Raw genomic sequence first — 26,854 nt, forward strand, 5'->3', positions numbered from 1 at the left:
GAGATAGAGAACACTTTGTTGCGTGAGGGAAACAATATGGACCCGGAACTGCTGACCGATATGGCGGTCTTTGCGGCGGTCGTAGAGCAAAACGGCTTCACCACAGCTGCTGAAACGCTCAATATGTCGAAATCTAATGTCAGTCGCAGAATTTCAGCGCTCGAAGACCGGCTTAACCTCAAGCTGATCCATCGAACCACCCGGAAAATTGGTGTTACGGAAAGTGGCCGGCTCTACTACGAGTACTGTGCCCGGCTTGTAGCTGAAGGTCGTGCTGCCGATGCCGCAATGATGGCTATGACATCGTCACCAAGCGGACTGTTGAACATCAGCCTGCCAGAAACCCTGGGTCGCTCGTTTATTCTACCGCTGCTTCCCAAGTTTTTGGAAAATCACCCCAACATTCGACTCAATGTCACCTTCTGCAACAGAAAAGTCGACCTGATTGAAGAACGTTGCGACGTAGCTGTTCGAAAGGGCGCAATTGAAGACGATACCCTGTGTGCTGTCCCATTGGGCGCATCGAGTCAGTTTCTGTTTGCAGCTCCGGCCTACCTAAAAACCAGCGATGTTATCCAAAATCCTTCTGATCTAGAAAAGCACGCCTTTATCGCTAGTCGGACAGGCTTCGGGCCTATGAAGGTAGATTTGCGTGAAACGAGTGAGGTGGTTTCAGTTACGCTGCTTCCGCGTATCGGAGTTCGCGACCATGAGGCGGTTTTGAGTCTTGCTCTTGCCGGCATGGGGGTTGCGCTCTTGCCAGCCTGGTTGGCACGTGAACATGTTGTGTCTGGAGAGTTGGAGGAGGTTCTGCCGAAATGGCGAGGTCCTTCGGTCGACTTCAATGCGGTATTTCATCCTCATCGCGGAATGGCACCCAGCTTGCGGGTCTTCATTGATTTTCTAAAGGTTCAATTTAAAGCGCATAGGCCATTGGAAGATGGAGTAATGATCGCCTCGCGCCCACCGCGCTTAACAGTCGTAAACTAGCTGGCATGCCTGTGTGACCAGGATATTTAGTCGGCTGGAATGAGAATGAACGCTGATAGAGAGAAAGAGGTCGGGGGCGATACTGGGATTTGCCCGGAGTAATCTAAGGGCCCCAGGCTTTCATTTTCTGCTGCTGTTCGAATTGGGCGTGCAACAGCTTCCTGTTCCTCGCATGTTTGCACTTTGGATTGAAGAGCATCTCGACGAAGGCGAGCATCTCTCGTGGCGAAATTTTACTGCTCTCGAGGGTATTCTATCGCACCTTTTCCCGTTTGAAATCGTCACTGATTTTGCTCGCGCCGACTATTGCTTCGTTACCAGAAAAACAAAAATGAAGACGTCTGCTTATGTCGTAGGTTCGCATATGGACAAATAATATGAAAAATCATATAACTTCACAATTCGCATCACAAGCAAAGTCAATCAAACAGAAAATAATGCGAGTGAACTGCCGGAAGGGGACCGGTACAGCGACCGACAACTGGAGGAATCATGAACAAGTTTGCGAAATTGCTGACGACCGCTGCGTTATGCTTCGGCGCCACGGCCGGTGTGGCGATGGCTGAAACCAAGCTGACCATTTCAACTTGGCTGCCGCCAAAACATTCCATTAACACCGGAATGTTTGAAGGGTTGATCGACATGATGGAAGAGGCCACTGGAGGCGAAGTTACCGGTGAGCTGAAGCACGGTCTGGCGCCGCCGCCGGCTCAGATGGATTTGATCATGGATGGTGCTGCCGATATCGCCATCATCTTTCACGGCTATCAGCCAGGGCGTTTTGTTGGCACCAAACTGATCGAATTGCCTGGATATGAAGGGAACGCTGAAGCGGCTTCTGTTGCCTATTGGCGTGTGCACGAAGCGCATTTGGCTAAGCTGGGCGAGCACCGCGGCGTGAAAGTGATTTCGCTGAATACCCATGGGCCTGGCCAGATGCACTCAAATGCCGAAGTGACCGAGCTGGCGCAGCTGAACGGCATGAAAATGCGCATTGGCGGCGGTGTTGCCGGCGATGTCGGAGCGGCTCTTGGTGTGAAAGGCATTCGCGTGCCGGGTCCGAAGGTTTACGAAACCCTGGCCTCCAATGCAGCCGATGGCGTGGCGATCTCGATCGAGAGCCGCGTTGGTTTCAAACTCACCGAAGTGGCCAAAAACGTCTATCAGATGCCCGGCGGTTTTTATCGTGGATCCTTTGCAGTGATCATGAGCCAGGAAGCGTTTGACGCCCTGTCGGAAGACGCGCAGAAGGCGCTTGATGAAAAGGTCTTTGGAGAACCTGCAAGCCGGATGATGGGCAAGGTCTGGGATGACGCGGACGCAAAGGGTGTTGCGGCCACTCAGGCTGCCGAAGACAACGCAATCCATGTCGCCAATGAGGCCGATCAGGCGGCATTCGCCAAGATCGCCAAAGAAGTGACTGCAAAGGTTTTGGCCGAATTGGAAACTGCGGGCGTCGACGCTCAGGCAGCTCACGATATGGTCAAATCTGAGATGGCCAAGTAAGGCTGCTAAGTGTTCATCGGGGCGGCCTTTTTCTAATTGCCGTCCCGTTGCATCCTAAAGGCTCAACAATGCTCAGTCTATCCAATCTCCTTAAGACGGTGGCAATGCTGCCGGTCTTCGTGGCTGCCTGTTCTCTATTTTTTCTGATGGTTTTGACCTTTTTCGACGTAATCTTACGTTCCGTCTTCAATGCGCCCATTGAAGCGGCGACTGAGTTGACTCGGATGTCCATGGCAATCACCGTTTTTGCCGTCATGCCTGTGGTTTCCGGTGCCGGGAAGCATATCTACGTCGACCTCTTGGACGGTTTCTTTTACCGCCTGCGCCTGAACCGTGTGCGAGACGCGCTGATCTGCCTTGGGTGCGGAGCTATGCTATGGTGGCCCGCCAGCCGTGTCGTGGTTTTGGCGGAGCGTGCACGGTCCTACGGGGATATGACTGAGTATCTTAATATCCCGGTATTCTACATGACCTGGTTCATCGCAATCATGACATACGCGACAATGGTGGTCCTTATTCTGCGTGGACTGGCCATCATTTTTGCCCCTCAGTTCCTGGAGAGCGAAAAATGATCGAAGGACTGATCGGGTTCGCCTGCGTGCTCGTGCTCGTTCTTGTGCGTGTTCCAATAGCCTTTGCGATGGGCTTTGTTGGAATGATCGGCTATATGCTGGAAAACAGCTATCGCGGCTCGATTTCAATGGTGTCGCGTTTGATCATCGATACCAGCCAGGATTATGGCTTGTCGGTGGTGCCCTTGTTCATCTTGATGGGTTTGTTCGTGAACAAGGGAGGCATCAGCAAGGAGCTGTATGCCGCCGCCAACGCCTTCATGGGACACCTTAAAGGTGGGCTGGCTATGGCGACGATCGTGGCCTGCGGCGGCTTCGCTGCGATTTCCGGTTCATCACTTGCAACAGCGGCGACCATGGCGAAAGTCGCCATGCCCGAGATGCGCCGCTTCAATTACAGCGATCAGCTATCGACAGCGTCGATTGCAGCTGGCGGCACGCTGGGAATCCTGATCCCGCCCTCGGTGATCCTGGTAATTTATGGCATTCTGACGGAAACTTCGATCGGGAAACTGTTCATTGCAGGTGTGATCCCGGGCCTGATGGGCATTCTGTTTTATCTCGCAGCGGTGAAGTATTCCGTAATGCGCCGTCCGGAGGCGGGGCCTGCCGGACCGCGCACCAATTGGGATGGGCGGCTTTCCGCGCTCAAAGGCGTGTGGGCGGTATTGCTGCTGTTCTTCTTGGTGATCGGGGGCTTGTATGGTGTGCTGGATTTCTGGCCGCTGAACCTGACGTTCTCGCCGACAGAGGCGGCTGGAATGGGCGCTATGGGAGCGTTTCTAATCGCGCTGGCGCGGGGCCGGCTCACCTTGAGCGACACGTTCGAGGTTTTGAGAGAAACAGCGATTACATCAGCATCTCTGTTTGCGGTGCTGATCGGCGCGCACATCTTCTCCAACTTCGTGAACATCGCCGGTCTGCCCGAGGCTCTGTTGGAACTGGTTACCAGCAACAACTTGAGCCCGTGGATGGTGATGGCTGTGATTTTGATGATCTACATAGCGCTGGGCTGTGTGTTTGAGTCCTTGTCGATGCTGTTGCTCACGGTTCCGATCTTCTTTCCGCTGGTAACGTCTCTGGGTTTTGATCCGGTGTGGTTCGGCGTCATCGTGGTTGTTGTGACAGAGATCAGTCTGATCACGCCGCCGGTCGGATTGAACGTATTCGTTCTCAGGGCTGTGGTCGGCAATGTAAGCACCGGAACTATTTTTAGAGGAGTAACGCCATTTTGGATGATGGATATCCTGCGGTTGGCCTTGCTCCTGGGGTTTCCCGCGCTGGCCTTGTACTTGCCGTCGCAGATGTGAGAACCCCATGCAATTTATGCTGCGGTATCAAATCACGAAGCAATTTATTTCAAGATGAGGCTGGTCTGATGTCATTCCATACGGAAACGCAATGAAATCATCGAGCCCCAATGGCAGAGAAGGTGGATCAGAGCATAATAAGCTCTGGAACATGGCGTCCTATCTCATCAACCGCATTTCACATCGGTACAACAAGAATGTGCACGGTGAGCTGAAGGCGATTGGTCTGACGACCTTGAATGTCCGGATCGTTGCGTGCTTGAAAACATTCGAGCAGCTGACGATCAACGAACTCTGTGTTCACGCAATCGCCGAACAGCCAACGATGAGCCGGGCCCTGGATCGTCTGGAGCAGGAGGGGCTGGTGTCTCGCGTGATCCGGGATGATGACGGCCGTTCCCGCGTGGTACAGCTCACACCAAAAGGTGCGGCCATGTATGTCGATATCATGCCGGTTTTAAGGGGCGCCAATGAGGACTTGCTAGCCGCTTTGGACCCGGATGAGCGTGCTCAGTTCATGAGTCTGCTGACCCGTGTTCTGAAGCAAATTCGAGAAAACCCAATTTGAATTGAGCGGGCGAATGTTCTTGCAAAGGTTGCGTGAAACACGTTATATGAAAAATCATATAAAATGATTGAGACCCATGGCTGAGAGATCGTTCAAAACCGAGGTGAAGCACCTGAGGAAGGGTGAAGGCGAGGAGTTCGCCGGTGAAGGTATCCTTGCCATCACCAAGGCCCTTCTGGAAAACGGTGTGGGATATGTTGGCGGTTATCAAGGCTCGCCGATCAGCCATCTCATGGATGTGCTCTCAGATGCCCAGGACGTTCTGGAGGAGCTCGGCGTTCATTTTGAACCCAGTGCATCCGAGGCAACTGCGGCAGCTATGCTGGCCGCATCAGTTCATTATCCGATCCGCGGTGCGGTTACCTTCAAGTCCACTGTTGGCACCAATGTCGCCTCCGATGCACTGGCCAACCTGGCGTCCGGCGGCGTCACAGGCGGGGCGTTGGTTATAGTCGGGGAAGACTACGGCGAGGGGTCTTCTATTATGCAGGAGCGCAGCCACGCTTTTGCGATGAAGAGCCAGATCTGGTTACTCGATCCACGTCCCAACTTACCGTCCATCGTGAAATCGGTGGGCGATGGTTTCCGGCTGTCCGAACAATCCAATACACCTGTGATGCTGCAAGTGCGGATACGCTCTTGTCATCTGCGCGGCTCTTTCACTGCAGCCGATAACGTTGCCCCTGCAATGACCGTTGGGGACGCGCTGGAAGCACCCAGCCGCGATGTGAACCGGATTGTCCTGCCGCCTGCTTCCTTCCTGCACGAACAGGAAAAAGTCGAAAAACGCATCCCGGCGGCCAAGAAGTTTATTGCCGACGAGAAACTCAATGAACTGTTTGGAGATGCTACCGGAAAGGTTGGCATTATCCTTCAGGGCGGCATGTACAATGGCGTCATCCGGGCGCTTCAGCGTTTGGGTCTTGCGGGGATGAGCGGTCAGACGGACATTCCGCTTTACGTATTGAACGTGGTCTATCCGCTGGTCGAAGACGAGGTGCTGGCGTTTGCAGAGGGCAAAGACGCGGTTCTGATCGTTGAAGAGGGCTATCCTGATTTTTTAGAGCAGAACATTCGCGCGATCTTGCACAAAGCGGGCAAGACAGTACAGGTCGATGGAAAGGGCGAAGCTCGCTTTCCGACTGCCGGAGAATTGACCGGCGCCATTATGTATGACGCCATCTCGGGATTCCTGCGTGACCATGGCCGTGATCTGCTGCCCGCCATCGGACGGGCGCCGAACCGGCCGCCCGCGTTGCGCGACGACCGGCTTGACCGGAATGTACCGGCGCGTCCGCCAGGCTTCTGCGTCGGGTGTCCCGAGCGCCCGATTTTCGCGGCGACCAAGTTGGTGCAGGACGACCTTGGCGAACATCAGATCGCCAGCGATATCGGCTGCCACCTGTTTTCCATCAATGCGCCCTTCAATATCGGCGGCACGACGATGGGCTACGGGCTTGGACCAGCCTCAAACTCGGCCTTTAACGTGAAGGGGGCGAGCAAACGCTCGATCGCTTTTATCGGTGACGGCGGCTTCTGGCACAACGGGTTGACCAGCTCGATCGGCAACGCGGTTTACAATGACAATGACGGTGTGATCGTGATTGTCGATAACTTCTATACGTCGGCAACTGGCGGACAGGATCTGTTGTCGTCGCGGGTCAACAGCAAAAACCGCAACACTCAAAACCCGATCAGCAAGGCGGTTGAAGGCATTGGAGCAAAATGGGTTCGGCAGATTGACCGCACCTATGACGTCGGCCTGATGCGCGATACGCTGCACGAGGCGCTGACCACCAAGGAAACCGGCCCCAAAGTCATTGTTGCCTCCTCGGAGTGTATGTTGAACCGGCAGCGCCGCGAAAAGCCGGCCAAGCGGAAGGCCTTGGACGAGGGCAAGCGCATGCTGCGCACCCGGTTTGGTGTGGACGAGGATGTGTGTACCGGCGATCATGCCTGTATTCGACTATCGGGCTGCCCGTCGCTGTCCGTAAAAGATCTGGATGACCCCTTGCGCGATGATCCGGTGGCCGCGATTGACACCAATTGCGTGGGCTGTGGCAACTGTGGCGAGGTCGCTGATGCCGCGGTGTTGTGCCCGTCATTCTATCAGGCCGATCTTGTCCAGAATCCGAGCCGGGTCGACACAATGTTGAGCCGTATGCGTCAAGCGGTCATCGGCTTTTTGCAAGGCCGCCGGCAGGCGCGCAGGCTGAGCTTTTCCAGTGAGGCGTCGTCATGAATGTTTCGGAAAGGCTCGAAAACAATCTGATGCAGGCAGATACGTCCTCGTCCATTCTCAAGCTCGCCATTCACGCCGTTGGCGGGCAGGGCGGCGGCGTTTTGTCCAACTGGGTGGCCGACCTCGCAGAACTTGGCGGTTATGATGCGCAGGTCACTTCCGTTGCCGGTGTCGCGCAGCGCACCGGGGCCACGATTTATTATGTAGAGATGGCTCCGAAATCGGGCGCTAAGGCCGTTTTTGCACTCTCGCCCACGCCCGGAGACGTCGATGTGCTGATCGCGTCGGAATTGATGGAGGCCGGACGCGCTCTGCAACGCGGCTTTGTCACGCCCGATCGAACCACGATGATTGCCTCCAGCCACCGCATCCTTGCCGTGTCGGAGAAACAAACACCGGGTGACGGGCGTGGCGACAGCGCCGAAGTGCGCGGCAGCCTCGTGTCAGGAGCGAAGGACCTGATTTGTTTCGACATGGAGAAGCTGGCCCTTGAGAATGGCAGCGTGATTTCCTCGAGCTTGTTTGGTGGGTTGGCGCGCAGCAAGGCGCTGCCTTTCCCAGCCGAACTCTATGAAGAGGTCATCCGAAAGTCGGGGAAGGGCGTTGAGGCCAGCTTGCAGTCATTCCGCGCTGTGCTCAATTTCGACGAAGCGGCACCGGTCACCCGCCCGGAAAAGGCCATGCCGAAGGCTGAGGGGCCTCGTCAGCTTCTGTCTGAGTGGGCGGGACTGGAGCGCCGCGTCGCAGACCTGCCAGAAACCGTGCAAGCCATGGCGCATGCAGGCCTGCGCAAGGTGGTCGACTATCAGGACCTGGCTTATGGTGCTGAGTATTTGGACCACCTCAACACCGTGCTGGCAGCTGACAGTGATGTACCGAACCATGCCCTGACGGATGTGGCCGCGAAATATATCGCCAATGCCATGTGCTATGACGACATCATCCGTGTGGCCGATCTGAAAACGCGTGGTACGCGCAGTACCCGTTTGCGTCAGGAGCAGCAGATCCCGGAAAGCGGGATCGTGCAGGTAACCGAGTATTTCCATCCACGCACAGAAGAGCTGATCTCGATCTTGCCGGCCGGGGTCGGGCGCCAGGCTGACGGCAGTCCTTGGATGCAAAAGATACTTGGTATGGTGGCTGGCAACGGCAAACGCCTGCGGACCGATAAATTGAGCGGCTTTCTGATGTTGTGGCTGGCAGCAGGGCTGCGGCCGATGCGCCGCCGCCTGCTGCGCCACGCCACCGAAGCCACGCATCTCGGCCGATTGATGGATACCGCACTAACCGCCGCTAAGACCGACTGCGCGCTTGGTGTTGAAGTCTTCAAATGCCAGCGTCTGATCAAAGGGTACTCGGACACCCATGCTCGAGGGCATTCCAAATTCGACAAAGTGCTCTCCGGACTTGCCTCTTTGTCCGGACGCTCTGATGCCGCGGACTGGCTGCGCCGGTTGCGCGAAGCGGCCCTGCAGGACGAAAACGGCGAGGCGCTTGAGGGTGCCTTGAAAACCATCCAATCTTTCACTGACACCTGAAGCCATCTGCTGAGACGGAAAGCGATCCTGATGCCTGAACTGAAGATCCAACAAATCGACACGGTGACAGACCGGATCAAACTGTTCACGCTGGTGGCTGCAGACGGTAGTGATTTGGCCGCTTATGATGCCGGGGCACATATCGATTTTGATCTCGGCAGCGCCGGTACAAGGTCTTACTCACTAGTGGATTTTGAAACCCGCGCGACTCCTGTTGCTGCCTATCACGTGGCCGTACAAAGAGAAGACGACGGCGACGGCGGCTCGAAGGCGATGCATGCCCTTTCCGTGGGTGATACGGTATCGGTCACGCCTCCCAAGAACGATTTCCATCTGCATGCCGGTTCTGCCCCCGCTCTTTTGATCGCCGGCGGCATCGGGGTGACGCCGATCATTTCCTTTGCCGCCGAGCTGACCGCCCGCGGGTCTCCCTTCGCCTTCCACTATGCTACGCGCAGTGCCGCGATCTGTGCGTTTCGAACAGAACTGGAAACGCAATTCGGTGATGCGCTGAAACTGTGGTTTGACGACCAGCAGATGATCGAACTGGATCGGCTCATCGGGGATGCTAGTTCGGATACCAACATTTATTGCTGCGGCCCCAAAGGCATGATCGAAGCAGTGCGGGAGCGCGCCGAGGCGGCTGGTTTTGCCAAGGAGCAAATCCACTTCGAACTCTTTGCATCACCCGCCAGCCATGACGGTGATCAGCCATTTGAGGTCGAAATATCCGATGGGCGGGTGTTCTCTGTTCCTGCCGACAAGACCATTGTTGAAGTGCTCGAAGAAAACGGCGTGGATGTCATGTACGACTGTGCGCGGGGCGACTGCGGCATCTGCCAGACAGATGTGGTCAGTGGCACGCCTGACCACCGTGATGTTGTTCTTTCCGATGCCGAACGCGCTTCCGGAAGTATTATGCAAATCTGTGTCAGCCGGGCAAAATCCGCGCGGCTGGTGCTGGATATCTAGGGAGAGGGATGATGGGCAAATACGCCGATAATCCGGCAGCCGTCGCTGCGCTGGTGGAGGAGCACCAGGTTCATCGCGATACATACATCGACAAAGAGATCTTCGATCTGGAGATGAAGCATCTGTTTCGCAACACGTGGGTGTATGTCGGCCATGACAGTCAGACGCCGAAAAAGGGCGACTACATCACTACGCAAATCGGCGATCAGCCGGTGATCATGGTGCGTCACTCCGACGGTGAGATCTATGTTTTGTTCAACCGCTGTCCACACAAGGGCACAAAGATCGCCATCGACCGGTCAGGAAATACCGGTAAATTCTTCCGCTGCCCGTACCATGCCTGGAGTTTCAAGACGAATGGCTGCCTACTCGCGATCCCGTTGAAGAAAGGCTATGCCGATACTGGGTTTGACGATAGCGAGGCCAAACAGGGGATGGCGCCCGTCGGCGCGGTCAAAAACTACCGCGGTTTTGTCTTTGCCAGAGTCGCAAAAGAAGGCATCAGTTTCGAAGACTATTTCGGCGACGCCATGAGCTCCGTCGACAATATGGTCGACCGGGCGCCTGAACAGCGGCTTGAAGTGGCGGGTCCGCCCCTGCGCTACTATCACAAGTGCAATTGGAAGATGCTGGTTGACAACCAGACCGACACTTGCCACCCGATGGTCGCCCATGAAAGTTCCGCTGGCACGGCCGTCCGTCTGTTCGACGAAGCCAATTGGCCGGAAGACAAACCCAAGCCTATGGCGATGGAGATCATCGCGCCCTTCATGAGCCCTTATGAGTTCTTCGAAGAGATGGGCATCCGAACATGGCCGAATGGGCACGGGCACACCGGTGTGCACCACTCTATTCACTCCGACTATTCGCAAACATCGGAATACTGGAACGCACTGGTCGAGGCCCATGGCGAAGAAAAGGCCAAGGCGGTTCTGGATGAGAACCGGCACAACACCGTCTATTTTCCAAACATCATGATCAAGGGGCCGGTCCAGCAATTACGGAATTTCATTCCGCTCGGCCCCAACGAGACATTGGTGGAAAGCCATGTGTTCCGTCTTGTTGGTGCACCGGACTATTTGTTGGAACGCACGTCTATGTACAACCGCCTGATCAATGCGCCGACGTCCATTGTCGGACATGACGATCTGGAGATGTACGAGCGGGCGCAGGAAGGCCTCCATGCGGACGGCATGGAGTGGATAAATATCCAGCGGCTTTATCCTGGCGAGGAAAACTTCGACGAAGTCGCCGTGGAGAACGGCACGACGGAGCGCCAGATGCGCAATCAGATGCATGCGTGGAAGAAGTTCATCACCCTGTCGATGGAACAGGCCGCACCGGAGGCCGCAGAATGACTGTAACGCGCGAGGACATCATTGATTTCATCTATGAAGAGGTCCGGATGCTGGATGAGGGCCGGTTTTCCGAATGGCTGGAATTGTGGCTGCCGGAGGGGATCTACTGGATGCCGCTGGACTACAAACAGACGGATCCGACCCTGACGTCTCTGCTCTATGAAGACGACTTCATGCGCAAGCTGCGGGTTGAACGATTGAACGGCGAGCGGACATTCAGCCAGAAACCAAAGAGCCGCTGCAGCCATGTCATTCAGCGCCCGTTTGTCGATAAGTTTGATGCAGACGCAGGCGAGTTCGAAACCAATACGTCGATGCATTATGTGGAGACGCGGCTCGACGAGCAGTTTTTGCTGGCGCTGACCGCAACGCACGAGCTGAAACTGGTCGGCGGCAAGCTGCGGATCGCGAACAAGCGGGTTGAGCTGCTGAATTCCGATGCCGCCTTTGGAAACATTCAGCTGCTGCCATGATCCCGCAAGACACACAGACCGTGTATGAGGTGTTCGCCTCTGCCTGCCAAAAACATGGCAAGCGGCCAATACTGAATGTGCTGTCGGAGACGGCTTCTGTTTATGGCATCGAGGCTGGCGAAATCACCTATGCTCAAGCCATGGACCGTGTCGAAGCCTGGGCAAACGCCTTTGCCGATGCGGGATATGACTCGGGCATGCGTGTTGCCCTGTTGCTCGAAAACCGGCCAGATTTTTTTCTGATCTGGCTGGCGCTCAACAAGATCGGCGCCTCGGTGGTGCCGGTCAATCCGGATCTCAGGGCTGCCGAGCTGGAATATCTGATCGGGCATGCCGAACCGGCGCTTATCATCACGGTCCAGACGCGCATTGGTGAATTGCAGGCTGCTGCCGACACTGCTGGTGTTGATGTTCAGGCAATTGCGATTGGCGATGCTGTGCCGGCCCCGCGCGCTGATGCTGTTGTCGCGGCTTCGGCAGATCATGACTTCGACCGGGAAACGGCGGTTCTTTACACATCCGGGACGACCGGCAATCCAAAGGGTTGCGTGTTGGCCAACAGCTATTTTCTCGAGGTTGGGCGGTGGTACTCCACGCTGGACGGCATCGTGTCGCTGACCGAAGACGGCGAGCGCATGATAACCCCTCTGCCGATTTTTCATATGAACGCCATGGCCTATTCCTTCATGGCCATGATCACTTTAGGGGGATGTCTGACCGCGGTTGACCGTTTCCATCCGCGCAGCTGGTGGCAGGATGTTCGCGACAGCAAGGCGACCTGTCTTCATTATCTTGGCGTCATGCCCTCCATGCTCATGACGGCCGAGCCATCGCCTGCTGACCGGAACCATTCAGTGCGTTTTGGGTTCGGGGCAGGGGTCGATCCGCAATTGCATGCTGTGTTTGAGGAGCGGTTTGGCTTTCCGCTGACAGAAGCCTGGGCGATGACGGAAACCGGTGCCGGTGCTGTCATCTCAAACCACACCGATAACCGCGTAATTGGCAAGGCCGCGCTCGGACGTGCGCCGGATTTCTTGGATATTCTTCTGGCCGATGATGACGGCAATCCAGTGCCCGAAGGGCAACCAGGCGAGCTTCTCGTGCGCCGCAAGGGTGGTGCTCCACGCCTTGGGTTTTTCAGTGAATACTACAAGAACCCTGAAGCGACCGAAGAGGCCTGGGAAAACGGCTGGTTCCACACCGGCGATATCGTGCGGCAAGGCGAGGATGGTTATTTCTTCTTTGTTGATCGCAAGAAGAACGTGATCCGCCGTTCCGGCGAGAACATTGCCGCTGTTGAAGTCGAATCCATTCTGATGCGCCATCCGGAGATCTCAGCTGCTGCGGTGGCGCCGGTGCCTGATCCCATTCGCGGCGACGAAGTGTTTGCCTGCCTGAAAGTTGCCAATCCCGGGGAAGACAAAGCGCAGGAGATCGTGACATGGGCGTTGGGCCAGATGGCCTATTACAAGGTGCCGGGCTACATTGCGTTTGTTGAAAAACTGCCGCTCACCGCGACCCAAAAAATCCAGCGGGCTGAATTGAAAACCATGGCGGCAGCGCTCTTGGCAGATACTGGGACGTACAATACGACCAAACTGAAAAAGCGGCAGGTGGCATGAGCCGTAAAAGACAGTCCTATGACGGCGTTGCGCTGGTTGCTCCTGTTTCGGTCCCTTATCAGCGGTACTCCATCGAAACCGCCCACTGGTGGATCGCGCGGGCGCTTAAAGGCTCGCTGGATGCTGCGGGGGTGAAATCTCGTGATCTGGACGGGTTCTCGGTCGCCAGTTTTACGCTGTTTCCCGATACAGCTGTTGGCTTGACCCAGCACCTCGGCCTTTGCCCGCGCTGGCTGGACCACATCCCGATGGGCGGCGCGTCCGGCGTGGTGTCCTTGCGCCGCGCAGCCCGTGCGGTTCAGACCGGTGACGCCGATATCGTGGCGTGTGTTTCAGGCGATACCAACCACATCGACAGCTTCCGCAACATGCTGTCCAGCTTTTCCCGCTTTTCCATGGATGCCAGCTATCCGTATGGCTATGGCGGTCCGAATGCGAACTTTGCTCTTTTGACCGACCGGTACATGCAGGAATATGGCGCGACGCGCGAAGATTTCGGCAAGATCTGTGTCGCCCAAAGAGCCAATGCGCTTAAGAGCCCGTGCGCGGTGATGAAAAAGCCTTTGACGCTCGAGCAGTATCTCGACGCCCGGCCGATTGCCGATCCGATCGCGCTCTTCGACTGTGTTATGCCCTGTGCCGGCTCAGAAGCGTTTCTGGTGATGACGGTGGATGAGGCCGAAAAACGGGGGCTGCCATATGCCACCATTGGCGGGGCCATCGAACGCCACAACGCCCACGCCGAAGACGCGATCCAGCTACGTGGTGGCTGGACCTTGGATATTGAAGAGCTTTATCAGCAGGCCGGTTGCTCACCGGAAGACATCGATCTCCTGCAAACCTATGACGATTATCCCGTGATCTCAATGATGCAGATCGAGGATCTCGGGTTCTGTGGCAAGGGCGAGGCCCCACAGTTTGTACAAAGTCATGACCTGACGATTGAAGGCGATTTCCCGCACAACACTTCGGGTGGCCAGCTCTCAGGCGGCCAAGCGGGTGCTGCAGGCGGGTTTATTGGACTGGTCGAGGCGATCCGGCAGGTGACTGGACAAGCCGGTGGAACGCAGGTGGCGAACGCAAAAACGGCAATGGTGTCAGGCTTTGGAATGATCAATTATGACCGTGGTGTCTGTACCAGCGCGGCGATCTTGAAAGGAGCGGGCACATGACAACACCTTTGGCTCCGCCTCCGAAGAAGAACCCGCAAAAGCGCACGGTCAGCCCAACGAGCCCGCCCGGCGGCCGTAGCCGGGCGTCGCTCGGCTTGAGTGCTGCCGCAGCCGAAGGACGCTTTATGCTCCAAGTCTGCGGTGACTGCGGCGCTGTCCAGTATCCTGCGCGCGATGCCTGCTGTTCTTGCTTGTCGGTTGACCTGCAATGGAAGGATGTTCCGCCCACGGGCGAGCTTCTGGCAGAAACGATGGTCCGCACCTCGACCAATCTTTATTTCCGGGAACGGGCTCCTTGGCGCACCGGATCGGTCAAGCTGGATGTAGGACCGACGGTTATTTGCCATGTGCACGGCGATGTCGAACCGCGCTCGCGTGTGGTGCTGTGGAACCGGCTCGACCGCTCGGGTCAGGGGGTGATCCTGGCTGTGCCGGAAGAGGCTACCCCAAACATGGAGGACGACCCCCAATTGCGTGCCATTACCTCCGATCCAAAACACCGCCGCGTCCTCATCTCGGATGGGCGGAACGCAAATGCCCCGGCTTTGGCTAAAGCGTTGGCAGAGGCTCAGGCGTCGATGATTTTCATCGGCGAGGCTGAAAGCTGGCGGCCGAATCCCAACCGCTCTTCCCTTGAGGCGATCCCCGGGGTTGAGATCCTGCCGCTGGATGTGACTGACACCGCATCCGTCCGGGAACTTGCCGGCGAGATTGGCGGCAAAACCGATGTCTTGATCAACAACGCCCGGTTCATCCGCCCGGGCGGCGTGATGACGCGTGGTGACACCGCGTTTGCCCACGAAGAAATCGAAGTGAACTACATGGGCCTGATGCGTCTGGCGCAGGCTTTTGGGCCAGGCATGTGCGCGCGGACTGCGGATGGGGTGAATGCGTCGGTCGCCTGGGTCAACATCCTGTCGGCGGCATCCCTCGTGAATGTCGCCGAGTTTGGAAGTTTTTCAGCTTCCAATGCCGCCGCTTTGTCGCTCAGTCAGTGTCTGCGCGCCGAATTCCGCCCGAGTGGACTGCGGCTGATGAACGTGTTTGTCGGGCCGACAGAAGATGACTGGCATCAACCGCTGCCACCGCCCAAGGTGTTGCCGAATGCGATTGCAAGGTCCGTGGTGCAAGGACTGCGTGATGGATTGGAAGATGTCTATTGCGGGGATGTTGCGAAAGACATGATCGAGCGCTTCCGTGCGGGACCAAAAATCCTTGAACGGGAAATGACCAGCGGAGACGGCAGCTTATGAGCGTCCTGAAACAGCTCGCGGGAGCGATTGCCGGCGGAACCATTGAAGTGGTTGACCTAACCCATACGCTGGACCCTGATTTTCCGGTCATCATTCTACCGCCGGAATTTGGCCAATGCGCGCGTTTCCGGATGGAGGAAGTCAGCGCCTATGATCATCGCGGTCCTGCGTGGAAATGGCACAACATCTCCATGTCCGAGCATACCGGCACGCATTTTGATGCGCCCTCGCACTGGATCTCCGGGCGCGACGTGCCCAATGGCGCGGTCGATGAGATCCCGGTTGACCAGTTTACCGGTCCGGTCGTTGTCATCGATTGTTCTAAAGGTGCCTCTGCCGATGAGGATTTTGAGCTGACTGCAGAGATCATCCAGACCTGGGAAGCTGTGCATGGGCCGGTGCCCGAAAACAGCTGGGTGTTGATGCGCACCGACTGGTCCAAACGAAGCGGTCAAGACTACCTGAACATGCGCGATGATGGTCCGCATTCTCCCGGTCCGACGCCGGAGGGTATCCGATATTTGGTTGAAACCCGGAAGATACGTGGATTCGGCACCGAAACCGTCGGCACCGACGCAGGGCAGGGCATGCATCATACGCCGCCATATCCTGCGCACTACACGCTTCACGGTGCCGGTAAGTACGGTCTGCAGTGCCTGTGCAATCTCGATCTCTTGCCGCCGACAGGCGCCTTTTTGTTGGCCGCGCCCTTGAAGATCAAGAACGGCACCGGCAGTCCGCTGCGCGTAATGGCTCTGGTGGAGAAAAGCTCATGACGGATTACACCGCAGTTATCACGGGGGGGAGCAAAGGTATCGGGCTGGACCTTGCTGAGCGGATGTTGGACAAGGGCTACACGGTCATATCAATCGCCCGAGGGAAGTCGCCGGATGCGCCGGGGGAATTGATCCAGATGTCCGCCGATCTCCTGGACGCCGAGGCGGTGGCCGAAACCGCCCGCGACATTGCGGCCGGGCATGAGGTTACACATTTTGTGCAGAACGCAGGTGTGATCTGGCCGAACCTTCTGGAAGAAGCAACACCGGCGGACATTACCGGTTTGGCCCAATTGCAGTTGGGCTCCGCACTGACTCTGTTGCAGGCGTTTTTACCGGCGATGAAGGCGCGCAGCTTTGGCCGCGTGCTGTTCAATGGCTCGCGTGCGGCCCTTGGTGTGCCGACACGCACAGCCTATTCTGCAGCCAAGGCCGGCATGATCGGTATGGCCCGAACTTGGGCATTGGAACTGGCCCCGCACGGGATTACCGTGAACGTGGTCGCGCCGGGGCCGGTCCTCACGGACAATTTCTGGGGCATTGTCCCAAAAGGCTCAGAGCGGGAAACCCAACTTGCCAAAAGCCTGCCGGTTGGGCGTCTTGGTACGGTACGCGACGTCTCCAACGCGTTCTTGTATTTCGCAGACCCCGAAAACAGCTTCGTTACCGGGCAGACCCTTTTTGTCTGTGGCGGGGCAAGTGTCGGCACCCTTTCGCTTTAGTCCGCTATGGGAGAAGATGCCGACCGGCTTCGGCATCTTCGCCGATTTATTAAGAGCCGGTGGAAAAGACTTCGTTTCCAAACCCGCTTTTGAAATCGCTGGCGAGTGCCTGAATGCCTTGAGCGAAAGTCTTGAAAAACGGCTGCGACTGGAGAGCCTTTAGGGTCTCTTCGGAGTCCCAGCGTCCGATGTGGACCCGGCGCCCCTCAGGCATGATGAAGACCTGATAGTGGAAGTGACCCTTCAATCTGTTGTCTGCTTCGATAGCGTTCAGAAAATCGGCGATCAGCTGCTGCCAGGTTTCTTCATTTCCAGTGTAAGTATATTCAACCAATACGTTTTTCATGAGAGATCTCCGTTTTGTGTGTGCCTGAACCATAGGTAGGGCAGAACGAGATATTATTGAAATTTATTATTTGTATAATCTGATATTGATTGAGGTGATATTTTAGGGGCGTTTCGTGGACTACAATCTGTTTCCGGTGTTTGTTGAAATCATGCGCCACCGCAACATATCCAAGGCGGCTGCCGTCCTCGGCCTGACCCAACCAGCGGCTTCCAATGCACTGGCGCGGTTACGGCATCAGTTTGGTGATCAGCTCTTTATTCGTGCCAGTCGCGGTGTGGTGCCAACCAAATTTGCAACAGATATCGGTCCTGAGATTGAGCAGCATGTTGAACGGCTGAAGGAGTTAACTCAAACGCAAAGCAAGCGTGCTGTTGATCTGAAGCAGGTGGTGCGGAATTTTAAGATCGTTGCTCACGACATGGAAGAGTGTCTGATCCTTCCGCTTGTTATTTCAGGTTTTTCTGAGGAAGCACCGAATGTGCGGATCGAGATCAGGCCCTTCAATCGGGTCACTCTGGCAGATGAGCTTGTGGCCGGTCGGGTGGACATTGTTATGGCGTATCTGCGCGACCCATATAAGAACCTGATCAGCCGGGAACTTTATTTTCAGGATTTCGTTTGTGTGTGCCGTGGCGGTCATTCGGCCGTTGGGCAGCGTTTGACCTTGCAGGAATATGTGAAGCTGCAGCACATGATTGTGTCACCAGAAAAAGGCGGTTTTTCTGGACTTGTTGACGACAAGCTAGCTGAGAAAGGCTTGACCAGGAATGTTCAGGTCAGCACACCGCATTTTCTTTCGGCCTGCCAGTATGTCGCCGGGACTGATTTTCTACTCACTTTGCCGCGCCAAGTCGCTCTGATGGGGGCGAAGGCATTCGGCCTGCAGGTCTTTGAATTGCCATTCGAGCTGGATGGATTTTCCACGTCGATCCATTGGCACCGGCGTTTGGACAAGGACCCTGAGCATATTGCCTTGCGTGATCTGTTGCAGGAAATCGTTAAAACCAGCCTTTAGGGTAAACTCTCACAATGTTGATAGTGAGAGTGTTTGACTTTTCGAAATTGTAATTCCGTTATCAGGGCCAATGATTAACTAGTGTCGGGATACTGCCAATAAGATGTGAGAATCTAGCCTGAAACTGTTTTTAGTGTTTCCGCATGAAGCTCCGGATTGGCAGCAGATACGACTGCGCCGTTAGAGTTCAGCGTAAGCGGCTGCCCTTGCCAGTCGGTCATGATACCACCGGCCGCTTCGACAACTGCTGAAACAGCCAAAAAATCATAAGGTTGAAGATCATAATCAACCACGGCGTCGACATGTCCGGCAGCCAGTAGCGCATGGGGATAGCAGTCGTAGGCAAACCGGCGCGTCTGCCCAGCCTGCAGAAGACGGTCGAACACCAAAGGATGGTCCCGGTAGATTTTCTCGCCCTCATTGATATAGAGGATCGCGTCTGCCAATGCCCGTTTTGGGGACGTTCGTATCGGTTGCCCGTTCAACGTTGCGCGAATTCCTTTGAGACCTAAAAAAGTTTCGTTCAGGACCGGCATGCATATGGCTCCGAATTCCGGTGTGCCATCCACTATGTGCGCAAGCAAAAAACCGAAGAGCGGATGCCCGGAGAGGAAAGACCGGGTGCCGTCGATCGGATCGATGACCCACAGGCGGTCATCTTTTCCATCCTCCCGCCCATGCTCTTCGCCCAAGATGCCGTGATCTGGAAAATGCTGTTTGATGTACCGGCGGATTTCGGTTTCCACCGCCTTGTCCGCCTGGGTAACCGGGCTTTCGTCGGCCTTGAATTCAACGCCAAGCGCGCCCCGGAAATAGTGCATTGCGGTTTTAGACGCCAAATTGCAGATGTTTTCAGCATGGTCGGAAATCGCTTGTGTGGCCGTCATCGCATTTCCCTCCTTCAAACCTGCCGCATGGACTGGAATGCCAGCCTAGGCTTTCACACGTTCCATTTGGGGATCGTAAAGCGGGCGAAGCGTGACGTCGCACGGCACACGCTCCGTTGCGACTTCAAGCTCATATTCTCCGGAGGTTACATATTCGGCATCAACACCATGCTGGCAACGCACATAGCCATACCCGATGGATTTGCCGACCGTGTAACCGAACCCACCGGAAGTCAGCCAGCCAACACGCTCGCCATTGCGATAGATCGTTTCACGTCCGAGCAGCACAACTGACGGGTCGACAGTAAAACACGCCAGCATTTTCTTGACGCCGTCCGTTTTTTGTTTTTCGGCCGCCGCCCGGCCTTTGAAATCCACGTCCTTGCGCAGCTTGACGGCCCAGCCCAGGCCCGCTTCAAACGGCGTGTGATCCGGTCCAATATCAGAGCCCCAGGCCCGGTAGCCTTTTTCCAGACGCAGGGATTCAATTGCCCGGTAGCCTGCATTCACCAGACCGAGATCCTGACCGGCTTCCATGAGCGCCTTGTAAACCGTCTGGGCATATTCGACGGGAAGATGCAGTTCCCAGCCGAGTTCACCAACGTATGTCACTCGCAGCGCCTGGATCGGACAGCCTGCAATACCGATCGTGCGGATGGTGCCGAATTTGAAGCCATCATTGGAGACATCATCGCGTGTGACTTTTTCCAGGATCGCGCGTGCCTTGGGGCCCATCAGCGACAGAACTGCATTTGATGAGGTGATGTCGAACAGCTGGCAGTGCATGCCTTGCGGGATATTGCGGCTAATCCAATCAAAGTCGTGGGTAGCAAAGCCAGTTCCGGTGACGATATAGAACTCGTCCTCGGCCACACGGGCGACGGTCAGGTCACACTCGATGCCGCCATGGTCATTTAACATCTGCGTATAGACGAGCGATCCGGCGGGTTTGTCGACATCATTGGCGCAGATCCAGTTGAGTGCCGTGGCCGCATCGGGACCTTTCAAGGCGAATTTGGCGAAGGACGTCTGATCGAACACAACAGCAGCTTCCCGGGCCGCTTTATGTTCACGCCCCACCGCTTCGAACCAGTTTTGCCGGCCGAAGCTGTAGTCGTCCTTGGCTGTTTCTCCCTTGGCTCCGTCGGCAAACCAGTTCGGACGTTCCCAGCCGAGTTTTTCGCCGAAACACGCGCCTTGTGAAGCCAATAGGTCGTACAGCGGAGATTTGCGGCACGGTCGGCCGGACTTGTTTTCCTCATGTGGCCAGGCCATCGTGTAGTGCTTGCCATAGGCTTCAACGGTGCGCGTGCGCACCCAGTCTGTGTCGAAATGCGGTCGGCCAAAGCGTCGGATATCTGCTGACCACAGGTCGAATGGCGGTTCGCCCTTGTGTACCCATTCAGCAAGCGCCATGCCCGCGCCACCGCCTGCGGCAATACCAAAGGCGTTGAAGCCTGCACCGACAAAGAAATTGCTCAGTTCCGGTGCTTCCCCGACAATGAAATTGCCATCGGGGGTGAAACTCTCCGGTCCGTTGGTCAACATCTTGATGCCAGCGGTTTCCAGCGCGGGAACCCGGCCCAGAGACAGCTCCATCAATTGCTCGAAATGGTCGAAGTTGCTGTCGAGCAATGTGTAGTGGAAGCCTTGCGGAATGCCGCCGACCGCCCATGGAATGGGATTGGGTTCATAACCGCCCATCACCAGGCCGCCGACCTCTTCCTTGTAGTAGGTCAACCGGTCCGGATCGCGCAGCGTCGGCAACGTCGAGGTGACGCCCTCTATAGCTTCGGTGACCATGAACTGGTGTTCCATTGGTACCAGCGGCACGTTCACGCCGAACCGCTTGGCAAAGTCCCGTGTCCATTGGCCGGCGCAGCAGACGACCTTTTCACATTCGATGCGGCCATGTTCTGTGACAACAGCCCGGATCTTGCCGTTTTCAATTTCGATATCCGTGACCTTGGTGTCCTCGAAGATCTGCGCGCCGGCCATCCGGGCACCCTTAGCCAACGCCTGGGTAATGTCAGATGGATTGGCCTGACCATCGGTTGGCAAAAAGGCTGCACCGACGACATCCGAAATGTCCATGAGCGGCCATAGGTCCTGAGATTCCTTGGGCGTCAGCAATTCCATTGGCAGGCCGAAGCTGTGGGCCGTGGTGGCCTGGCGTTTGACCTCCGTCCAGCGTTCTTCATTGCAGGCAAGACGCAGGCCACCGTTCATCTTCCAGCCAGTTCCGAGCCCGGTCTCCTCTTCAATCTTGTTGTAAAGATCGACAGAGTACCCAAGCAGCTGGGTGATATTGGCATTGGACCGAAGCTGCCCGACCAGGCCGGCAGCGTGGAAAGTCGTGCCGGATGTCAGCTTTTTCCGTTCCAGAAGAACCGTGTCGGTCCAGCCCAATTTGGCTAGATGATAGGCGGTTGAGCAGCCGATGATGCCGCCGCCAATGATCACAGCCTTGGCGGTTTTAGGAAGGTTGGTCATGTCAGTCCTCAACTTAACTGGAAGTCATGAAACGCCGAGCGGAACCGCCCGAGGTTCTCGGCCGTATAAGCCGCGTAATCAAAGTCGATTTCGGAGGTGATTTCCGAAACCATGCTCCACATGGTTTCCCGCAACAGCGAGGCGCATTTCATGGCGTTGTAGCGATGGCGCAATTCGTCCCTGACGGGCGTTTCGAAATAGGTCTCCAGCATCCAGTCTTCCTGAGACGGTGCGAGACCGTTGTTTGATGCCAAGCCGCCAAGGTCAAACAGCGGACTGTTGAAACCGGCATAGTCGAAGTCGATCAGCCACAAACGCTGACCATCATCCAAGAAATTGCCGCACAACAGATCATTGTGGCCAAACACAATGTCAAACGGACCGGCAGCTTGTTCCAGCAGGTCAGAAGTCTTGATGAGATCTGGCAAAAGTTTTTGATGAGCTGAGCCACGATCTTTCAAGGTCGCGCCGTAGTCGCGAATGACGTGAAACACCCAGAAAACCAGCGCCGGCCCGCGCAAGTTTTTTGCAACATCGCGATGGCAGGTTTTGACGAGATCAAGCACCTTCGGCAAGACTTCGGGGTCGCGAATGTCTGCTTCTGAAAGTGTTTTGCTTTCGATATATTCCAGCACCACCAGATTGTCGGCCGTATGCACCACGGCTGGCGACAGGCCTGCTGCATGTGCCGCTCTTGAGGCAGCCAGCTCGTTGAACCGCATGACCTGATGCAATGGGATGTCATCCCCAACGCGGACGACATATTTCGTCTCCTCATCTTCTACAAGGTAATTCACGTTGGTGATCCCGCCGGTCAGCGGTGTGGCGCTGATCTTGCCTTGCCAGATCGGCAAAGCCTGAATGCGGGACAGCAAATCGGTTTGGCTCATTGGTCAGGTCTCCAATCCGAAACGAACGCGGGCGCCGCGGGCGCTGGCTTTCAAGATACGGTCGGCAATGATGGCGATAAATGCGATGGCAAGACCAGCAACAAGGCCGCGGCCGGTGTCCGCCTTTGTCAGGGCGATATAAACCTCCTGGCCGAGGTCGCGGGTGCCGACCAACGCGGTGATGACCAGCATGGACAGCGCCAGCATGATGGTTTGGTTCAGCCCCAACAGGATTTCAGGCAAGGCCATCGGTAACCGGATATGGCGCAACAGCTGGAAACGCGTGCAGCCGGACACCTGGCCTGCTTCAATCAGATCCTTGCTGACACCGCGCACCCCGTGAGCTGCATAGCGTACAGCCGGTGCCAGAGCATAAAGAACGATGGCGATCATCGCGGTGAAGTCACCGACGCGGAACAACATGACGACCGGGATCAGATACACAAAGCTCGGCAGCGTCTGCAGCGTGTCGATCATCAGATTGATGACCTGTCCCGCGCGTTTGTTCAAAGCCGCCAGAATGCCGAGTGGGACGCCGATCAGTGTCGCCAGAATAACCGATGCCCCGCATAGATAGACCGTGACCATCGCCTTGGTCCAAAGCCCGGTAACTGCGATAAAGATCGACATGACGGCGCACATAAGTGCCAGGTTCCGTCCGCCGGCACGCCAGCCCAAAAATGTGATGAGGGCGATGGCCAGCGGCCACGGAATGCCCAAAAGGACCTTCTTGATCGGCAGCATGAACCAGGTCAGGAAGAACACTTTTATGGCTTCAAAAACATCAAAGTAGTTTACATTCAGGTACTTGACCGTATCGTTCCAAAACGCACCGGTAGTGATGGTCTGCGCATCTGGGTACTTCAGCAGAAGCGGTGAAAACTGCCCCAAAACCCAGGTGGCAAGCAGCAATCCGACTACCAGTACGGTACGGCGGTGCCGTGCGATCCAGGTACCTGGGACTGGCTTGTGGACTTGCCCCATCCGCTCAGCGAAGGCCTGACTGAGCCGGTCAACGGAAATGGCCAGAACCACGATGGCAATGCCGGCTTCAAACCCGGCTCCAATATCCAGACGCCGCAGCGCTGCCAGCACATCGAAGCCGAGACCTCCTGCACCGATCATCGAGGCGATGATCACCATGTTCAGCGTCAGCATGATCACCTGGTTGACGCCCACCATCAGGGTTTGCGACGCCGAAGGCACCAGAACGCGCCACATGAGCTGGTGGTCGGTTGCGCCGGCCATGCGGCCAAAATCAACAATTTCCGGATCAACGGACCGGAGCGCCAAGGTGGTCACACGAACCATTGGCGGAGTGGCGTAGATGATGGTTGCGACCAAAGCCGAGACTGGCCCAAAGCCAAACATGAAGAGGATCGGCACAAGATACGCAAAAATTGGCATCGTCTGCATCAAATCCAGAATTGGGGATAAGACCCGTTCGCCTGTTGGGTGGCGATAGGCCCAGATCCCCAGAAGCAATCCGCCACCTGCTCCGATTGGAACTGCGATCATGACGGACGCCAATGTCACCATGGCGCTGTCCCATTGGCCAAAGACAGCCAAATAGACGAAGCACGCCCCGACCAGCGCCGCCAGGCCCCAGTTCCGGCAATATTGCCCGAGCGCGATGACCGCCGCTGTCACGACAATCCAACTTATGGCAGGCAAAAGGGTATAGGCGTCCGCGCCTTGTCCGATGACAAACCCATCTGCCAGCAAGGCCAAAGCAAAGTGATAAGGCTGTTCGATGAGCCAGGCGATGCCACGTGTCAGATCGGTGAACGAAACCGGTCCGATGGCCGCATCTTCGACCAGCCATTTCATTGCAGCCGAGATATGTTTCTTTAGAGGAATGACCCAAGCCGACGGAAACTTGACCAGCCACCTTGCATCCAGTGCCTTGGCAAGATCCCGGCCATTGTAGCCGATGACGATGGTGGCCAGAAGCATCCCCCACATCGCATACATTTGCTTGTTGGCCCAGCTGCTCATTTAGGCCGGCCTTGGCCGAATAAGGTGCTGGCGACAGCCGCACGGTCAATCGAACCAACAATTTGCCCAGATGTATCTTCGACCGGCACAGGTTTGTCCGCTGCAATGATGCGCTCGGCCACGTCGGAGATTTTATCGGAGATCGTGACCGGAATTCCCTCGCCGAAGCCTCCGGACTGAAACAGCCCTCCGACTGTCAGAACTTTAGAACGCGGAATATGGCGAGTGAATTCGGCCACATAGTCGGTCGCCGGGTTCATGACCAGATCTTCTGGCGTTGCGACCTGGATGATTTCGCCGTCCTTCATGATCGCAATGCGGTCTGCAAGACGCACCGCTTCATCAAAGTCATGGGTTATAAAGACGATTGTTTTGTGAAGCCGGGCTTGCAGGCGCAAAAACTCGTCCTGCATTTCGCGCCGGATCAACGGATCTAGTGCTGAAAAAGGTTCGTCCAGAAACCACAAGTCCGGTTCGGTCACCAGCGACCGTGCGATGCCAACCCTCTGCTGCTGTCCGCCCGACAGCTCTCGTGGATAATTGTCTTCCCGCCCCTTAAGACCAACCAGGTCGACAACATTCTGGGCTTTGGTTTCCGCTTCTGACTTCGGAACCGCCTGTATCATGAGGGGAAACATGACATTCTGCAGCACAGTCAGGTGCGGAAGCAGAGCAAAATGCTGAAAGACCATCCCCATTTTGTGGCGGCGGATCTCGATCAACTCCTGATCGCTGGCGCGAAGTAGATCAACATCGTCAAAAAGAACCTCACCGCCGGTTGGCTCGATCAAACGCGACAAACAGCGGACCAGTGTTGATTTTCCGGACCCCGAGAGGCCCATGATCACAAAAATCTCGCCTTCGGCAATATCAATGCTGGCGTTCCGGACCGCGCCGATCAGTCCCGCCCGCCGGATATCTTCCGCATCCAGCGCGTTGCTTTGAGCCAGAAAGGAATTGGCGTCCGCTCCGTAGAGCTTCCAGACATTCCGGCAGGACAATTTGATCCGAGACGGCATACATGCGCTCCGCAGTCACGCCTTGGCTGGCACGTGACGGTGAAAAAAAGTCGATGGGGCAAGTTATCAGGGCCAATCGGGGAACAGACGGCCCTGTTTTATTGATTTATTTTGATATCCAGCCAGACCAGCGGTCTTTGTTGGCCGTCATCCAATCTGCAACCACGGTGTCGATGTCGACTTTTTCCAGATCAGCCTTGCTCACCATGGCGCTCATTTCGTCATTTGTGATCTTATAGGCGTCAATGATGTTGTAGGCGCCAGGCCATTTTTCCTGAAGACCGGACCAGGCCGCTTTCCAGATCGGCCCACGTGGCTTGCCGCAATCATAGGCCAGTTCCGGATTCACACCGACAGACGGATCTGAATAACATTCGGCAGAGTAGGGCGGGAACTCGACAAATTCGCCGTCATATTTCGCCGGAGCCCAATGAGGCACATAGACCCAGAGCATGATCGGATCTTTGCGTTGATAAGCCGATTCCAATTCGGCAAACAGCGCGGCATCTGTTCCAGCATGAACAACTTCAAAATCCAGTTGAAGCGCCTCAACACGCTCCTCGTCGAAACCGCCCCAGGTCACGGGCCCGCCGACGTAGCGGCCATTGGGAGCAGTTTCAGCTGTTGAGAATTCCTCGGCGCAGTCTTTTAGAGCTTCCCAATTCGGCAGCCCAGGGCAGAGGTCTTTCATGTAAGAAGGGTACCACCACTCTTCGATCGCCATCAGGCCGGTTTCTCCGACGTTGACAACCTTGCCGGTGCCAGTTGCTTCATCAAGGGCTTCACGGCCGGTGGTTTCCCAGATCTCCATTGCCAAATGCAGATCGCCGTTTTTCAGACCCGCGAATTGAGCAATGTAATCTGCCTGGACATATTCGACGTTGTATCCTGCTTCCGTCAGGATGCTGCCCATGATTTTCGTGTTGATCAATTGGCCGGACCAATCGTGCAAGGTCAGCTTGATTGGATCGGATGATTCCACCGCCCCAGCCGCGGAAACAGACGTCATTAGTGCCAGAGCGACTGCACTTAATTTCGTAGCTTGAACCCTCATACCACCCTCCCAAATGTGGTTTTTTGCATTGAATTATGGCATTCAATTCGAAAATCATGTCCTGCTTTTCCATTC

The 26,854-nt window shown here is 56.1% G+C and carries 23 protein-coding genes; 16 read left to right on the forward strand and 7 right to left on the reverse strand.

What is annotated here, in order from left to right; translation table 11 throughout:
* Nucleotides 1-36 precede the first annotated feature (36 nt).
* The 15 genes from FJ695_RS10605 (at nt 37) to FJ695_RS10675 (ending at nt 17,074) form a co-directional block, all read left to right on the forward strand.
* Nucleotides 37-990: a LysR family transcriptional regulator gene (locus FJ695_RS10605; protein ID WP_141185422.1), complete on the forward strand. Its 954-nt coding sequence runs from the start codon at nt 37-39 to the stop codon at nt 988-990.
* 492 nt (nt 991-1,482) lie between these two features.
* Nucleotides 1,483-2,496 (forward strand): TRAP transporter substrate-binding protein, encoded by a 1,014-nt coding sequence (locus tag FJ695_RS10610; protein ID WP_141185423.1) that lies wholly within the window; start codon nt 1,483-1,485, stop codon nt 2,494-2,496.
* Nucleotides 2,497-2,564: 68 nt separating this feature from the next.
* On the forward strand, nt 2,565-3,068 hold the full coding sequence (locus FJ695_RS10615) for a TRAP transporter small permease (protein WP_141185424.1): 504 nt from the start codon (nt 2,565-2,567) through the stop codon (nt 3,066-3,068).
* Nucleotides 3,065-4,378, forward strand: coding sequence for a TRAP transporter large permease (locus tag FJ695_RS10620; RefSeq protein WP_141185425.1), 1,314 nt, complete (start codon nt 3,065-3,067; stop codon nt 4,376-4,378). Before FJ695_RS10615 ends, FJ695_RS10620 begins: the two co-directional genes overlap by 4 nt.
* Before the next feature lie 91 nt (nt 4,379-4,469).
* Entirely contained in the window at nt 4,470-4,946 is a 477-nt protein-coding gene (locus FJ695_RS10625; RefSeq protein WP_141185426.1) for a MarR family winged helix-turn-helix transcriptional regulator, read from the forward strand.
* Between the two features lie 76 nt (nt 4,947-5,022).
* Entirely contained in the window at nt 5,023-7,188 is a 2,166-nt protein-coding gene (locus FJ695_RS10630) for an indolepyruvate ferredoxin oxidoreductase subunit alpha (protein WP_141185427.1), read from the forward strand.
* Nucleotides 7,185-8,726, forward strand: a complete 1,542-nt coding sequence (locus tag FJ695_RS10635) for an indolepyruvate oxidoreductase subunit beta family protein (protein ID WP_247653820.1) — start codon at nt 7,185-7,187, stop codon at nt 8,724-8,726. Before FJ695_RS10630 ends, FJ695_RS10635 begins: the two co-directional genes overlap by 4 nt.
* Before the next feature lie 30 nt (nt 8,727-8,756).
* On the forward strand, nt 8,757-9,698 hold the full coding sequence (locus FJ695_RS10640) for a PDR/VanB family oxidoreductase (protein ID WP_141185428.1): 942 nt from the start codon (nt 8,757-8,759) through the stop codon (nt 9,696-9,698).
* 11 nt (nt 9,699-9,709) lie between these two features.
* Nucleotides 9,710-11,056 (forward strand): aromatic ring-hydroxylating dioxygenase subunit alpha, encoded by a 1,347-nt coding sequence (locus tag FJ695_RS10645; RefSeq protein WP_209011111.1) that lies wholly within the window; start codon nt 9,710-9,712, stop codon nt 11,054-11,056.
* Entirely contained in the window at nt 11,053-11,529 is a 477-nt protein-coding gene (locus tag FJ695_RS10650) for an aromatic-ring-hydroxylating dioxygenase subunit beta (RefSeq protein WP_141185430.1), read from the forward strand. Before FJ695_RS10645 ends, FJ695_RS10650 begins: the two co-directional genes overlap by 4 nt.
* The gene (locus tag FJ695_RS10655; RefSeq protein ID WP_141185431.1) at nt 11,526-13,151 is read left to right on the forward strand and encodes an AMP-binding protein; all 1,626 of its coding nucleotides are present in this window, start codon (nt 11,526-11,528) and stop codon (nt 13,149-13,151) included. The genes FJ695_RS10650 and FJ695_RS10655 overlap by 4 nt, the downstream gene beginning before the upstream one ends.
* Nucleotides 13,148-14,323 (forward strand): thiolase family protein, encoded by a 1,176-nt coding sequence (locus FJ695_RS10660; RefSeq protein WP_141185432.1) that lies wholly within the window; start codon nt 13,148-13,150, stop codon nt 14,321-14,323. Before FJ695_RS10655 ends, FJ695_RS10660 begins: the two co-directional genes overlap by 4 nt.
* Nucleotides 14,320-15,576 carry an SDR family NAD(P)-dependent oxidoreductase gene (locus FJ695_RS10665; protein ID WP_141185433.1) on the forward strand — a complete coding sequence of 419 codons (1,257 nt, stop codon included), beginning with the start codon at nt 14,320-14,322 and terminating at the stop codon, nt 15,574-15,576. Before FJ695_RS10660 ends, FJ695_RS10665 begins: the two co-directional genes overlap by 4 nt.
* A complete protein-coding gene (locus FJ695_RS10670) occupies nt 15,573-16,352 on the forward strand; it encodes a cyclase family protein (RefSeq protein WP_141185434.1) in 780 nt (259 codons plus the stop codon). Before FJ695_RS10665 ends, FJ695_RS10670 begins: the two co-directional genes overlap by 4 nt.
* The gene (locus FJ695_RS10675; protein ID WP_141185435.1) at nt 16,349-17,074 is read left to right on the forward strand and encodes an SDR family oxidoreductase; all 726 of its coding nucleotides are present in this window, start codon (nt 16,349-16,351) and stop codon (nt 17,072-17,074) included. Before FJ695_RS10670 ends, FJ695_RS10675 begins: the two co-directional genes overlap by 4 nt.
* 49 nt (nt 17,075-17,123) lie before the next feature.
* On the opposite strand, the gene FJ695_RS10680 is transcribed toward FJ695_RS10675, so the two are convergent.
* Entirely contained in the window at nt 17,124-17,420 is a 297-nt protein-coding gene (locus FJ695_RS10680) for a hypothetical protein (protein ID WP_141185436.1), read from the reverse strand.
* Between the two features lie 115 nt (nt 17,421-17,535).
* Between FJ695_RS10680 and FJ695_RS10685 the strand changes: the two genes are divergently transcribed.
* Nucleotides 17,536-18,438: a LysR family transcriptional regulator gene (locus FJ695_RS10685; protein ID WP_141185437.1), complete on the forward strand. Its 903-nt coding sequence runs from the start codon at nt 17,536-17,538 to the stop codon at nt 18,436-18,438.
* A 113-nt stretch (nt 18,439-18,551) separates the two neighbouring features.
* Here FJ695_RS10685 and FJ695_RS10690 read toward each other — a convergent pair whose 3' ends face one another.
* From FJ695_RS10690 to FJ695_RS10715, 6 genes are all read right to left on the reverse strand, one after another.
* Nucleotides 18,552-19,325 (reverse strand): inositol monophosphatase family protein, encoded by a 774-nt coding sequence (locus FJ695_RS10690; RefSeq protein WP_141185438.1) that lies wholly within the window; start codon nt 19,323-19,325, stop codon nt 18,552-18,554.
* 45 nt (nt 19,326-19,370) lie between these two features.
* Nucleotides 19,371-21,818: an FAD-dependent oxidoreductase gene (locus FJ695_RS10695; protein WP_141185439.1), complete on the reverse strand. Its 2,448-nt coding sequence runs from the start codon at nt 21,816-21,818 to the stop codon at nt 19,371-19,373.
* A gap of 8 nt (nt 21,819-21,826) precedes the next feature.
* Complete coding sequence (locus tag FJ695_RS10700; RefSeq protein WP_141185440.1) at nt 21,827-22,708, reverse strand: choline/ethanolamine kinase family protein; 882 nt, start codon at nt 22,706-22,708, stop codon at nt 21,827-21,829.
* A gap of 3 nt (nt 22,709-22,711) precedes the next feature.
* On the reverse strand, nt 22,712-24,706 hold the full coding sequence (locus tag FJ695_RS10705; protein ID WP_141185441.1) for a proline/glycine betaine ABC transporter permease: 1,995 nt from the start codon (nt 24,704-24,706) through the stop codon (nt 22,712-22,714).
* Complete coding sequence (locus tag FJ695_RS10710; RefSeq protein WP_141185442.1) at nt 24,703-25,725, reverse strand: glycine betaine/L-proline ABC transporter ATP-binding protein; 1,023 nt, start codon at nt 25,723-25,725, stop codon at nt 24,703-24,705. The genes FJ695_RS10705 and FJ695_RS10710 overlap by 4 nt, the downstream gene beginning before the upstream one ends.
* Before the next feature lie 106 nt (nt 25,726-25,831).
* Nucleotides 25,832-26,779: an ABC transporter substrate-binding protein gene (locus tag FJ695_RS10715; protein ID WP_141185443.1), complete on the reverse strand. Its 948-nt coding sequence runs from the start codon at nt 26,777-26,779 to the stop codon at nt 25,832-25,834.
* Between the last annotated feature and the right edge of the window lie 75 nt (nt 26,780-26,854).

It is taken from the genome of Labrenzia sp. PHM005 (assembly GCF_006517275.1).
Taxonomy (GTDB): Bacteria; Pseudomonadota; Alphaproteobacteria; order Rhizobiales; family Stappiaceae; genus Roseibium.